This window comes from Robiginitalea aestuariiviva (genome assembly GCF_029537735.1).
Lineage (GTDB): Bacteria > Bacteroidota > Bacteroidia > Flavobacteriales > Flavobacteriaceae > Robiginitalea > Robiginitalea aestuariiviva.
Window position 1 is genome coordinate 1,488,726 of sequence record NZ_JARPUQ010000001.1, and the last position, 14,134, is coordinate 1,502,859.

Genomic DNA, 14,134 nt, shown 5'->3' on the forward strand with positions numbered 1-14,134 from the left:
AGAAAATATGTTAAATCTTTAAGGATGTATCATATAATCCGAAAAAACGCTGATGTTTAGGAAAATCTAAAGGGTTCTTTAACACCTTGGGGGGCAACCGTTAAAAGATTCTTGTAAAATTAGCTTATTATTTAGATTTTTGCGATTGGCTAATTCAAAATACTAATTAAATGACATCAAGATTAACGAAGATCTTGACACTATTCTTAATGGTGTTGAGCGTAACGTTCTCCTTTGCACAGGAGAAGACCGTTACAGGTAATGTGGTGGATCAGAATAATCTCCCATTGCCTGGAGTTTCTGTGATTGTGGTTGGAACCACTCGCGGAACCCAAACCGATTTTGACGGAAATTATGCGATCCAGGTAAGCCAGGGGCAGGTGCTCCGGTTCTCCTACCTGGGGCAGAAGACCGTAGACCTCACCGTTGGCGCGACCAATGTGATGAACGTGCAAATGGAGGAAGATGCTGCTGTACTCGAGGAAGTAGTGGTTCAGGGTTACCGGACTGCTACCCGTGAGAAATCCAGTATTGCCGCTCAGACCATTAGTGCGACCACCATCCAGAACCGTCCGAACGCCAACGTGGTGCAAACCCTTTCCGGCCAGGTAGCCGGTCTGGACATCAGCGTGGCCAGCGGGCAGCCGGGTGCGGCGCCTACCGTGCGTTTGCGCGGGGTGAACTCCATCAATGGTAACACCGCTCCGCTTTTTATCGTAGACGGTACGCCGGTGGACGAAACCAACTTCCGGAGCATCAACCCCCAGGACATTGAGTCCATCTCCGTTCTTAAGGATGCCGGGGCAACCGCCATCTACGGAAACCGGGGAGCAAACGGGGTGGTAGTGATCAAAACCAAGACCGGGTCTTACGGGCAGGAATTGCAGATCGACTACACCGGAATCCTGAGCTTCAGTACGCTGCAGGACAACGATTACAACCTGATGGATTCCCAGGAGCAACTGACCCTGGAGAACCAGCGTGGGGCAGGACGGGGTAACACCCTGACCCCTCAGGAAATTGCTGCGGCGCCCACCTTTAACTGGGTAGATTTCTTTTTCCGGACTGCCCTGACGCAGAACCACAACCTGCGCCTGTCCGGAGGATCTGAGAATTTCTCTCAGGCGACAACCCTGGGTTATTTTGATGCCGAAGGGATCCTGGAGGATTCCGACCTGCAACGTTTTAACCTGCGGAACAACCTGACCGGGAAGTCCAAGAACGACAAGTTCAACTACGGAACCAACGTTTCCATCAACTACAGTAAGTCCGACGAGCCGAACAGCATCGGGTCCGGGGCCATCAACCGGAACTACATCCTGGGAGCTTACCAGTCTGTACCGTACATTACGCCGGATGATTATGTAGACGGAGCTGCCCTGCTGTCTCCGCTGCTTTTCAGCAACACCCCCCTGTTCCTGCTGGACCGTCTGCGCACCTACACCCGTTTTGAGGAAGAGATTAAGCTAATCGGAAGCCTGAACGCATCCTACAAGCTTACTCCGGAGCTGACTGCAGCCATTACGATGGGTGCGGATTACCAGAGTGCTTTCCTGACTCGTGCGGAAGGACCGACGTCTTTTAACGCCCTGCTTTTCGGGGGTGCTGAAAACCCGACTTCAGGTTTCCAGCAGCAGAATAGCAACCGCGTCTTCAGCTACAACCAGGTAACCTCCCTGAACTACGCCAACCAATGGGGCAAGCACGCCATTAACGTGGGTGCCTATATGGAGTACTTCAAGGCCCACCTGAGAACCTTTGGGTACTTTGCCAATGGTTTGAACCCGAAAACCTTTTACCCGGGTGACGGCGATGGCCTGATCAACGTGGTTTACGACCAGGATGCAGGAGCCCTGCTCTTCCCTGATAACCCCACTGCGAATATTCTGAATGCGGGTCTTTTCTCCTATTTCGGACAGGCCGATTACGACTACGATACCCGTTACGGGATTACCGGGACTATCCGCCGGGATGCTTCCTACCGTTTTGCGGGCAGTAACAAGTGGGCTACCTTCTACTCCGTTGCGGGTCGCTGGAACATCCACAACGAAGAGTTTATGGCCAATTCCGTTTTCGATCAGCTGAAGCTGCGCGCCTCTTACGGTACCGCAGGGAACCAGCGGATTGCCGGGGGTAGCTACTTTACAGCACCCGACCTGACCAAGAACTTCTTCGCCACCGGGCAGGGATATGGACTGAATAACTCCATCTTCCTTTCCCAGATTGCGAATACCACGCTGCGTTGGGAGACGGTAACCTCTGCGAACATCGGTCTGGACTTCGAAGTCTTTGACCGTCGCCTCCGCGGAACCCTGGATGTCTACGACAAGAAGACCTCCGACCTGTTCCAGAGCACGCCTGTATCCGCCATCAACGCGGTAACGTCCCTGAACGCCAACACCGGCGACCTGACCAACCGCGGGGTGGATTTCACCCTGAACTGGGACCTGATCCGCAGTGATGAGGCCGATGGGTTTAACCTTACGCTGAGTGCCGTAGGAAACTACAACGAGACCGAGCTGGCAAACCTGCCCAGCGAGGAAGGTGAGATCATTGGTACCGGCCGCGATGGAGGGAAACTCTTTGAGTATTACACCATCCGCTATGCCGGGGTGAACCCTTCCAACGGTAACCTGCTGTTCTATACGGCCGATGGAGATGTTACGGAGAATCCGGATGCGGATACCGACCGGGTTTGGCTCAACAAAAACATCTTCCCGGACTGGCAGGGTAGCTTTGGGTTCAATATGGACTACAAAGGTTTCTTCCTGTCCACGCAGTTTAACTATGTGACCGGGGTGGATCGTTACGACTTTGACCTGTCTTCCTTCCAGAATCCGGACAACGTAGGACAGTTCCGCTCCTCTCGCGACCTGCTTCGCGCCTGGACGCCGGATAACCGGATTACAGACATTCCTGCCTATGACGCGACCAACAGGGCTTCTTTTGCCTCCGACCGTTATCTGAAGGAAGCGGATTACATCCGCCTGCGTTTTGCACAAATCGGATACAACTTCCCGAAACGTTACCTGGATGGAACCGGCCTGCAGCGGCTGCGCATCTTCGGAAACGCGGAGAACCTGTTCACCTGGACCAAGTGGCGCGGTTTTGACGCGGAGGCCCAGAGCAACACCTCCCGTCTGTATCCGACCCCCAGAACCCTTTCCGTTGGATTTGAATTCGGATTTTAAAAGAAAAAAGAGCAATGAAAAATATCAGAAACTTTTTAATGATAATTGGCGTGTTCACGGGTCTTGTGGCCTGTAACGACGCCATTGAGATCGACCAACCCGGAAGGTTGGATGCAGATGCCGCCTTCCAGTCTCTGGATGACCTGGAAGCAGGTTTGTTCGGCGCCTATGACCAATTTGACATTTCACCCGATATCGCCTTCCAGTCCATCTTTACCGATGAGCTGTCCATCGGTTTCGACAACGGTGGGCAGGGCCTGGCGGATTACGGGTTTGTATTGAATGCGGGAAGTACCGCTCCCCAGGTTTTTTGGGTGAATGGATACCAGCAACTCAATGCTGCGAACCGGCTGATCGAGGCTTCAGACATCATTGAACCTCAGGATGCTGCTGAGCAGGCCCGCTTCAATCAGATTCTGGGTGAAGCTTATGCCTTGCGTGCCTGGGCCCATTTTATCCTGCTGTCTTACTTCAGCACGGATTACACCAATGACGGGGCTCTGAGTGTAATCAATATGGATTTTGTGCCGACGATCGACCAGCAGCTCCTCCGGAATACCAATGGGGAGACTTTTGCACTGATCGAATCCGACCTGACTCAGGCAGCCAGCCTGATCAGTGAGGACAACGGGGTTACCCGGATCAATGACGATTTCGTGACTGCCCTGCGGGCACGCATCGCGGCTTACCGTCAGGATTACGCTACTGCAGGTACCCTGAGCCAGCAGCTGATCAATAAATACCCGCTGGCCAACCGGGCCGATTACCAGGCCATGTTCCTGGACGAATCCGACGGGGAAGTGATCTTCAAGCTGGAGCGTACCAACAATGACACCTACGACGGACAAGGGGCTACCGGTAGTGCAGCTGCCGGAGGCTGGGCAGGAGCGCGTTTTGCCTTTGTGAACGCAACCCTGGCAGGATCTCCCTATTTTGAAATGGGGCGTTCCCTGTTCAACTTGCTGGACCCTACAGACATCCGTTACGATGTGATGGTAGCACCCACCAGCCTGATTGATCCGGATTATGCCACCAACCAGGACCCGGCCGAGGACATCCTCGTGATCCAGAAATACCCGGGCTCTGAAGGGCAGCCGCTCATGAACGACCTGAAGATTTTCCGGGCGTCTGAGATGTACCTGATTCGTGCAGAGGCTTATGTAGCCCAGAACAACCTGACCGAGGCGGCCAATTTGATCAAGGCCATCCGGGATGCGCGTTTTGGAACGGATACCGCTGCGCCTGTTTTTGCCAACCAAACGGATGCCTATGCTGCGCTCCTGAATGAGCGTCGCGTAGAGCTGGCATATGAAGGCCACCGCTATTTTGACCTGAAGCGCCTGGGCTCCCGTGCCAACCAGGGAGTTACAAAAGATCCGATCGATTGTGCCTTTAACGGGGCCTGTACCCTTTCTGCAGACGACTACCGCTTTACGCTGCCGCTGCCGATCGTGGAATTCAATGCCAACCCCGGGCTGCGTGAGCAGCAAAACCCCGGTTACTAACCCTCTTAATGCATGACTAAGATGAAAAAGTTTATATATCTCTTAATCGCAAGCGCCCTGTTTGTTTCCTCCTGTGAGGAAGACGTGGTAATCTACGATACGGCAAATGGCCAGGCCATTGCCCAGATTATCAATGGTGCAGAGCAGACCTTGCCGGTTCCCGATACCGGGGATACCGCCATCATTGAGGTGGGGGTAACTACCGTTAGCGATGTGGACCGGACCATTTCCGTAAGCGTAGATCCTTCTTCCACTGCGGACCCGTCAGAGTACGATATCGACCAGGCGTCCCTGGTGATTCCTGCCGGATCCTTTGTCGGGGAGATTCGCGTAAATGCCAATTTTAATGCCATCCCGGAAACCGGGCTTACTTCCCTGGTGCTGAACCTGGACAATGTTCAGGGGGCAGACAACCTGGAAGGCGTTTTGTCTCACAAGATTAATTTCTTCCGTTTCTGTCCGTTCACCAACGGGGCAAATTTCCTTGGGGAATACCAACTGGAGACCCAGGTACTGGGAATCTTCAATACGCCTACCCTGACCGATGGCGTGGTAAACATCACCCAGGGGGCCACCGTAGCCGACCGTCAGTTTACTGTGGCGGCCTATCCGGCCTTCGGGGCCTTTACCCCCTTCACTTTCTCCTTTAGCCTGATCTGCGGGGAGGTTGTGGTTTCTGCGGTGGATAACATCAACGTGGGCTGCGGCGGTGCAAATGCCGTTGGGCCGTCTTCTGTAAACGTATCTACGTATAATTCCGGAGACGACTCTGAGCTGATCATTAATTTTGTGGACGATACCCGCGACCAGTGCGGTTGGGGTGCGCCTGAAGTTCAGATCAAGCTTACCAAACTGTAATTGATACCTTAGCGCGGTTTGCGCTAGTTTGGGAAAAGGCCTCCATTCGGAGGCCTTTTTTTATGCCTTGGTAAAGTGTCGTATTTAATATTGAAGCCCCTCTGGGAGGCTAATGCTACCCGGGTCATAGGCCCTTGTGTGTGAGATAGGTAAAACGGGCCTGTCTGGCGCTTCGGGCATGGGAATAAACCATCCCTGCTCTTGGGAATTGAATGCGTGGCCTGCCTGCTTTTAAGATTCCGTTCTTCGGAAAGGTCATTGCTTTTTATCCTATTAAAGCTGTCAAGTATATGAGGCAGGTAAATGATTTAGACTTCCAGTAATTGGTAATAAAAAAACCCGCACAGGGCGGGTTTTAATGGGCAGGAGGATGGCTTACTGGGCATTGTAATGCTGCAATAGCATTAGTACTTCGGCCTCATCCTTGAGCTTAAGCTTGTTTTCCTTTACAAAGCCTTCGGAAGCGTCATTATCCAGCATTTCCAGGATATCTTTTTTGCGAAGCTTTACCTCCTGTGCTGGTTTGCCCTCCATGGCGAGGTAATAGGAGGTTTCTGCTTCAAACCGCGGTGGCTTGTCCTGGCTGTATGAAGAAACCGCCTTCTCGCCTTCGCGGAATAAGCTTTGGTAGCGCTTCAGTAACCGGGTTTTACCTGCGTTGAGTTCCACAAAATACCCCTGGCGGGTACCATTGCCGGTATCATAGGTTTCAATTTTGAATTTCTCGCCTTCCAGCATGGCCCAGACATATTCCCGTTTAAAGAGGGTAGAGATGCCGTCGGGCCCCTGTACCTGCATTTCGTCCTGATAGGCATTATAGCGCATATAGGCCGCATAGGGTTTTTCTTCGTTCATATATACGGCACCCCGTTTGAATTCATCGTTCAGGTATGGGCTTCCTTCCACGTTAGGGGGCAGGGTATTCATGCCTCCGGTTGTGCTGTTGTTGATATAATTGGAAGGAAGTTCAAAAGAGGTTTGGGCGGTAGCCAAAGTTGCAAAGCCAAGGCCAAGCGCTAGTAACAGAGGTTTTCTGATCATCATAGTGTTTATGGTGTTAATCGTATTTATACTACAAAAATAATACCGGAATACCATTCCTATTCTATCTGGAAGGCAAAAAGCTCGGAAAGGGTCCGGTTCCCGGCCCCGTCAATCGCCTCGATCTGCCAATAATACGTTTCACCAGAGAGAATCTGTACGCTCTGGAAGGCATCCGGGATGTTTTCGGCGAATAGGGGAGGGGATTGCGTAGTCCCGTAATAGACGTTATAGCCGGTAATGTCATTATCGATGTCGCTGGCGCTCCATTGGAGTTCCAGGGTGCCTGTGGCCTGCACGGTTGACCCGCGAGCCGGAGCGACCGCCTGAGGCGGGAAAGGGGCGTAATTGGTAACCCCCGGCCCCGCATTGTAAAAACGCCAGCTGGCACTGGTGGCCGTTTCATTGGTGCCGTTCGCCCTGGAGGTCACAAACCACTCATAGGGCACCCCGCGCAACAGGGTAATCTCTACTTCGTTGGTATTGCTGTTGGTCAGGGCCGTGGTGTTGGTATTCAGGTTTCGCAGGTTCACCTGGTAGCTGTCCGTATTCTGGGAGGCATTCCACTGGAACAGCACCCGGCTTTGGTTGTCATTAATTACCGTGCCTTCCGTGCACTCGGAATTGTTGGCCGGGAATACCAGGGTGGCAGCCGAGGGCGCAGGTACTGGTGTAGGCTGCGGTTCCGGATCACCTCCATTGCCGCCGCCTCCACCACAGGAAGCCAGGGTAAAGAGGGCAAGGGCTAAAAGGGGTGCTATACGTTGGGATGCCATCATCGCTTCAGGATTTTATAGGTGTACAGGGTGCCTTCCCAGGACACATTGAGCAGGTATACGCCCGGGCTGTAGGCGTCCATATTAATGCGCAGCATGCCATCGGAGACGGGGGTGCGTTTGTGGAGCAATTGGGAGCCATCCATGGCAAACATCCGGATTTCGGTTTCCCCGTCCAGAGCCGGGAGGTACACTTCCAGGTCTCCGCTGTCTATGGGGTTGGGCAGGGCCAGGGGTTGGTCTGCCAGGGTGATGACCTGGGTGTAGACGCCCTGGCAATCGCGGTCTGTGCGCACTTCCAGCTGGCTCACCGGCGCCTCCAGCGGCAGGGTGATTTCCGAGGCTGTGGTGCGGTAGCTCTTTCCATTTAAAACAATGTGATACTGGGTGCCCCCGCTTAGCTCCAGGGTAATCGCTTTACCCAGGGTGTTTACTTTTCCGCTCACGGAAAGGTCCTCCGGTTCGGGCACCGCCAGGGTGTAGCAAATTTCAAAATCGGCTTCCCCTTCCACAGTCACGCATACCTGGTAGCTGCCAGAAGCAAGGTTGTTGAATTCCGTCGTATCGGTAAAGGGTACGGTCTGGTCCAGCCCGTTGCCGGTCAGGCGGGCTACGTAATTCAGGGACTGATCCGCTGTAATGGAGATGCTGCCGTCATTGGCGCTGCGGCAGCGTTCTCCCGTGGTTTGTACCAGGAAGTTGTTTGCGGGCAGGGTAAAGGCCGGGCAGCCGTCCAGGCCTACCGTGGTCCCTGCCGGGGTATCCGGGCAGAGGTCCGAACTGTTGGGTACCCCGTCGTTGTCGTCGTCCGTATCGCAAACATCCCCAATGCCATCCCCGTCGGCATCGGCCTGGTCTGCATTGGCTACCAGGGGGCAATTGTCTTCGGAGTCGGGGATGCCGTCGTTGTCGTCGTCCGGGTCGCAGGCATCACCCAGCCCGTCCCCGTCGGCATCGGCCTGGTCCGCATTGGGTACCAGCGGGCAGTTGTCCGTCAGGTCCGGGATGCCGTCGTTGTCGTCATCCTCATCGTCCTGGAAGCCCTGTACGCCCAGGTCGTCCAGCACTACGCCTTCCTGGTTGACCAGGGGGTCTGCGTGGAATACAAACCGGAAGACCACATGGGTTTCCCCGGTCAGGTCCGGTTCACCCAGCAGGGCATTGGCCGTAAAATCGTAGGCGTATTCCGTAAGGGTGGTGTTGGTGCCGGTCCACTGGGATCCCGGGCAATTCTGGCAATCGTCCGAAGCGCCGGAGCTTTCGTTGGTGCGGTTGCTGTTGTACCAGTTGGGCTGGCTGCCCAAATTCCCGAGGATATTCCAGGTAGCACCTTCATCCGTGGAGTATTGCATATAGAGGATGTCAAAATCCTGTTCCAGGTCGTAGGCCATCTGGAAGCTCAGCACTGGCGCCAGCATAGCCGAGAGGTCGTAGCATTCCGTTACCAGGTAGGCACGCACGGCATCCGGGTGGTTACCGCCCAGGTTGGTGGCGTACACTTCGGTGCCCGAAGCCGCCTGGTTCAGGTTGGTTCCGGTGGGGATGCCTTTCTCCCAGACCGCGGCTGCCCCACCATCGGAATAAGAGATCAGCTCGGTGCCTGCACCCTCAAAATCGTTAACCTGGTTGGGGATGGCTGCCTCATTCACATAGAAGATGTGTTCCAAGCGGTTGTTGTCCGCAAAGGCATCTCCCGGAATGGTTACCGTCACCTCAATATGGGTTTCTCCCAGCGGCAGGCCGCTCAGAACCGGAAGGTTGATCTGGGCCTGTTCCCCGCTATTCAGGGCAACACCCTGGTTGAATTGTTGGGGTGCCCCTCCATTTACGGTGTAACTTACGTCTACGGAAGTGATGGGATTAAGGCCGTTGTTTTCGATTTCAAAGGCGGGGATCACATCCCCGCAAATAACCGCCCCGTTAATGGGGGTGAGGCTAACCAGTCGTACGTCATTGTCCGGTACCACCACCGGGATGGGGGATTGCCATACCCCGCGCCCATAGGTGCTGGCGGTAAGTACTTCATCGTCCAGGTTGATCTCCAGGTCGGAAACGGCGGTGTTGGGTAGCCCCGCATCGTATTCTTCCCAGCTGCTCAGGGTGTCGTCCAGGCGGTAAACCCCCAGGTGGGTACCCACGTAAATGGGGTTATCCGGGTGGCGGCCCTGATGCACGATGGCAAAAAGGGCCTGGTCCGCAGGAAGGTCCAGGGTGAGGTCGGTCTCCAGGCCGGGGTCGCCGTTGGCATTAACGGGCACTTTCCAGACTTTCCGGGTGGTCTGGTCCAGCTGGTTGTTCTGGCTGATGCCTACCCGCAGCGAAGTTACCACGTAAAGGGCAGATCCGTCATCCGAATCCAGGGCCATATCCGAGATCTCAAAATCCGCATTAAAAAAGGTGCCAAAGGTTTGTCCGCCGTCCGAGCTCCGGTATACAAAGGTGCCCTCTGCGGCATAGATGACATCCGGGTTTGAGGGATCTACCAACAGGTCCTCCAGTTTTACATAGGTGTCCCCGGCATCTACTCCGCCAAAGTCGTTGGCAGAAACTTTAACCCAGGTATTGCCCTGCAGGGTGTATACCCCGTCATAGCCGGCATAGACCTTGCCATCCGGGCCAATGGCCAGGGGGGTGATCCAGTTGCCCTGAAGGGGGTCTCCATCCCCGTCCCGGGGAGGCCCCAGGCTGCCGATGGACTGGCCGGAGTCCGAGGAAATATTCAGGGAACCGCCAAATTGGGTAAAACCATAAACGATGTTGTCGTTTGTAGGGTCGATGGCGTTGTCCATCCCATCGCCCCCGTGGTAGTTGTTCCAGTTGCCTGCATTCAGGACCTGCCCCCCATTGTCCTGCAGCCCCCCGATCATCTTCCCGGCATCCTTGGGGGAAACGGACAATTTGTAGAACTGCCCGATGGACATATTGTTGGTCACATCCGTAAACGTGCTGCCTGCATTTTCGGAAACGTAAAGCCCCCCATCCGTAGCCGCGTAGAGCTTGCTGTTGAAAAACTTCAGGCTGTGGATATCTGCGTGGGTGTAGGAGTCATCATTCGTAAACCATTGGTTCAGCCGGAACCAGGAGTTCCCACCGTTGGTGCTCTTCCAGATGTTCAGGCACCCCATATACACCTCGTTGGCGTTGGTAGGGGATACTTCCAGGGCAAGGTCAAACCAGGCCTGGCTGGATTCCATGATGTTGGCGGTATTCGGGCTCTTGGTAAAGGTGTCTCCCCCATCCGTAGAGCGGTACAGCCCCTGGTAGGTGAAATTCTGGGCACTGGTATTGGCTGCCAGTACATACAGCATTTCGGGGTCGGCCGGGGTAACCCCCAAAACCACGCGCCCGGCAGAAGTGGGCAGGTCGGTGCTTGCCAATGCAGTGAAATCCACGCCATTGGTGGTGCGGTAGAAGGTAGTGGCATTCCCGCCCCCGCCAATATGGGCATTGGCTACGGCATATACCGTATTGGGGCTGCCGGGTTTGAGTTTGAAATCCGAGATATACCCGGTTTGCACGCGCGTCCAGCTGTTGCCCCCATCCGTGGATTTATAGAGGCCTGAACTGGTGCCCACCCAAACGATACTGGAATTGGTGGGGTCTATGGCGATTTCATTCATTAGGGTGTTCACGTTGGTGTTGGTAGGGTTCAGCCCGGTCTGGTTCCAGGAGGTGCCCCCATCCGTAGATTTGAATACCCCAACGCTATAGGAATCCGCCGCGTCGTCATCTCCGGTGGCAACGTAAATAATATTGGAATTTGAAGGGTCTATGGCAATGCCGGACACCCCGATTTGCAGAAAGTCTTCAAAGAGGTTGGTCCAGGTCTGGCCGGCATTTGTGGATTTCCAGAGGCCGCCTGCAGGGGCCCCGGCATACCAGATATCCGGGTTATTGGGGTCTATGGCCACGGCGTTGAGGCGGCCGGTACCCGGCAGCCGCCCGGAGTATTCGCTCACATTCCCGGGGCCGGCTGAGTTCCAGCTGGCCGTTGGGTTGGGGGTTTTGGCAGCTAAACCGCTTTTGGCGGTATAGCTCTGCCACAACTGAGCAGCTGTAGGCAGGTTCCCCTTGGTGTCGGCCAGGTGACTCCAGTAATATTCCCACCTTTTAACGGGTTTATATCCGCTGCCTTTCTGTGTTTTATCGCGAGTTGCCCAAAAGGCCTCAAAGGCTTCCCGAACCTGGTCCACATTCAGGGGATGGGAGAGGTCCTGAGAGACCAGCCGCACCGAAGCCTGGGCATCCTGCAGGGATGCTTCGGCCGGATCGGTTTGGGCGTAGGAAAAACATGCGGCCATCAGGCTGCAGGCCAGGAAGAACCGATTCATACCAATTTTTTTCTAAAGATCAGCAATTTTCTAAAAACCGGCAATTTAAACCGGCGAACGGCAGGGGAAGCCTTCCAAGCTAAAACTTTCACTTTTACTTCACAACAAAAACGATAACTTTGTCCGGAACCGATCTTCCATGCGCGTACTCTTGCTGCTTCTTATGGGCTTTGCCTTGTGCCCGGCATGGGGCCAGGATTCCCTTCCGCCTCCTAAGGAAAGGGTCTTGCCACCGGCCGATAAATCCGGGGCCCTCCCGGCCCGGAAAGGGGAAAAGGCAAGTGAGAATGCCATTACCATTGCCGATTACAAGATTATTTCCCATACACGCGATACCACCGTGCTGGATACTTCCCTGACCATTGCCAAGGAATATAAATACAATTACCTGAGGCGGGATTTATTCGAACTTATGCCTTTTTCCAATGTGGGGCAGCCCTATAACCACCTGGGCAGGCAGCCCAATAAGGTGCGCCCTTACCCGGGTATGGGTGCGCGGGCCCGGCATTTCAATTACCTGGAGCGGGAGGATATGCGCTACTACAATGTCGCTACGCCCCTCTCTGACCTGATGTTCAAGACTACCTTCGAACAGGGGCAGTTGCTGGATGCATTGCTCACCAGTAACTTCAACCGCCGGACCAATGTCTCCATAGCCTTTAAGGGATTCCGTTCCCGGGGGAAGTACCGGGAAGACGAGGTTACCTCCGGGAATTTCAGGGCCACTGCCAATTATGTGACAGCCAACGGGGCTTATCGGTTCCGGGCGCATATTGCGGCCCAGGACATTAAGGGGCAGGAGAACGGCGGGCTGCTGGACCGGGAAGGACAGTTCGAGTCCGGGGATACGGATTTTTCGGACCGCTCCCGGATTGACGTCCTGTACAGCAACGTGCAAAATGAGCTCAATGGCAAACGGTATTACCTGGACCAGCAGTTGCGCTTGCTGGGCAATGGCACGGACAGCACTGAAGCGACCAGCGGGATGTTTCTCACCCACCAGGTGGAATACGAAACCAAGTGGTTCCAGTTTTCTCAGAACAGCAATTCCAATGCGTATTTCGGGGAGCAGCTCTATACCCCTGTCCGCGACCAGGCCTATGCCAAGACCTTGTTTAACCGGGCAGGCCTCCTGTGGGATAACCGGGTCCTGGGCCGGCTTGAAGCCGGGGTGGGCGTTTTGGATTACCGCTATTTCTTTACCAGTATCCTGGTAACCGACTCCGGGCTCGTGCCTGACGAGTTCCAGGGGCAGCAGTGGCTGGGGATGGCTTCCTGGAAGCGGGATTTCGGGGCATTTAGTCTGGATGCGAAGGGTGCCCTGGGGTTAAGCGGAGACCTTACCGGGTCGTACCTGGACGCTTCCCTGACCGTACCCTGGGGGGAAGGCAACCACTTCCGCGCCGGATTGCACCACAGCGCGGCCCTGCCGGAGTTCAACACGCTGCTGTACCAGTCCGATTACATCGGCTATAACTGGAACAATATTGGGGTTTTTGAAAACGAGCAGGTGCAGAGCCTCTCGGCCCAGGTAAAGACAGGCCTGTTGGGGAGCCTGAAGGCCCAGCTCAGTTCTATGGACAGCTATACCTATTTTGCCTCGGAGGCCACAGCGGAACAAATCGATGCGGGAGAGGAGCGGTATTACGTAAAGCCGTTCCAACTCTCGGACCGTATTACGTACCTAAGGGTGAAGTATGAGAAAGAATTGCACTGGCGAAAATGGGCGCTCAACAATACGGTGCTCTACCAGGAGGTGGACCAGCCGCAAAAGGTTTTTAACCTGCCCACGCTGGTTACCCGCAATACCTTGTATTACTCCAGCCATGTCTTTAAAAAGGCGATGTACCTGCAGACCGGGGTAACCTTCAAGTATTTTACGGAGTATAATATGGATGCCTACCACCCGCTGCTGGGCGAGTTCTATGTGCAGGAACGGGAATCCCTGGGCAGCTTCCCCATGCTGGATTTTTTTATCAATGCGCGCATACGTCAAACCCGGATATTCCTGAAGGCGGAACACTTTAATTCTTCTTTTTCAGGAAATAACTTCTATTCGGCCCCGGGCTATCCCTATCGCGATTTTGTGATCCGTTTTGGGCTGGTCTGGAATTTCTTCTCCTGAAATGCCCTCCAGGCAATCCAATACTTCCGCTTTTCCAGCTTATTGATTCCTAGGATGTTGGACGGCTTAAACAGCAAGGACATCAATATATCGCTGAAAATCAGCTGATTGCAATTTTAAGACGACTTTAAGAAATTTTTTTTCGAAGTCTTTTTGTGGAACCAAAAAAACCATCCTATATTTGCACCCGCTTTTCGAGGGAAACGCAGGTTTGTTTCGGGGAGTGTAAAGGGGAGCGAAAGGCGCCCCAAGGTCATTGACATATTGACAGACAGCAACTCTTCTGCCTTTAGCGGGGCGGAAGACT

8 protein-coding genes are annotated in these 14,134 nt (G+C 54.3%); 4 read left to right on the plus strand and 4 right to left on the minus strand.

The features are described from left to right. Positions 1-194: 194 nt before the first annotated feature. From OZ410_RS06635 to OZ410_RS06645, 3 genes are read left to right on the plus strand one after another with little or no spacing between them, the layout of a single operon-like run. On the plus strand, positions 195-3,191 hold the full coding sequence (locus OZ410_RS06635) for a SusC/RagA family TonB-linked outer membrane protein (RefSeq protein ID WP_277707141.1): 2,997 nt from the start codon (positions 195-197) through the stop codon (positions 3,189-3,191). Between the two features lie 38 nt (positions 3,192-3,229). Continuing rightward, the gene (locus OZ410_RS06640) at positions 3,230-4,696 is read left to right on the plus strand and encodes a RagB/SusD family nutrient uptake outer membrane protein (RefSeq protein WP_277707142.1); all 1,467 of its coding nucleotides are present in this window, start codon (positions 3,230-3,232) and stop codon (positions 4,694-4,696) included. Between the two features lie 21 nt (positions 4,697-4,717). Beyond that, positions 4,718-5,554, plus strand: coding sequence for a hypothetical protein (locus OZ410_RS06645; RefSeq protein ID WP_277707143.1), 837 nt, complete (start codon positions 4,718-4,720; stop codon positions 5,552-5,554). A gap of 375 nt (positions 5,555-5,929) precedes the next feature. Here the strand turns inward: OZ410_RS06645 and OZ410_RS06650 are convergent, their stop codons facing one another. The 3 genes from OZ410_RS06650 to OZ410_RS06660 all read right to left on the minus strand — a co-directional run bounded on the left by OZ410_RS06650 (position 5,930) and on the right by OZ410_RS06660 (position 11,702). Then, entirely contained in the window at positions 5,930-6,481 is a 552-nt protein-coding gene (locus OZ410_RS06650) for a hypothetical protein (protein WP_277707144.1), read from the minus strand. A gap of 173 nt (positions 6,482-6,654) precedes the next feature. Continuing rightward, the gene (locus OZ410_RS06655; RefSeq protein WP_277707145.1) at positions 6,655-7,374 is read right to left on the minus strand and encodes a fibronectin type III domain-containing protein; all 720 of its coding nucleotides are present in this window, start codon (positions 7,372-7,374) and stop codon (positions 6,655-6,657) included. Next, entirely contained in the window at positions 7,371-11,702 is a 4,332-nt protein-coding gene (locus OZ410_RS06660) for a thrombospondin type 3 repeat-containing protein (RefSeq protein ID WP_277707146.1), read from the minus strand. The genes OZ410_RS06655 and OZ410_RS06660 overlap by 4 nt, the downstream gene beginning before the upstream one ends. 139 nt (positions 11,703-11,841) lie before the next feature. Here OZ410_RS06660 and OZ410_RS06665 point away from each other — a divergent pair, with 139 nt between their 5' ends. Then, positions 11,842-13,827, plus strand: a complete 1,986-nt coding sequence (locus OZ410_RS06665) for a putative porin (RefSeq protein ID WP_277707147.1) — start codon at positions 11,842-11,844, stop codon at positions 13,825-13,827. A 66-nt stretch (positions 13,828-13,893) separates the two neighbouring features. Here OZ410_RS06665 and OZ410_RS06670 read toward each other — a convergent pair. Beyond that, the coding region (locus OZ410_RS06670) for a hypothetical protein (protein ID WP_277707148.1) at positions 13,894-14,134 on the minus strand (241 nt) is incomplete at its 5' end.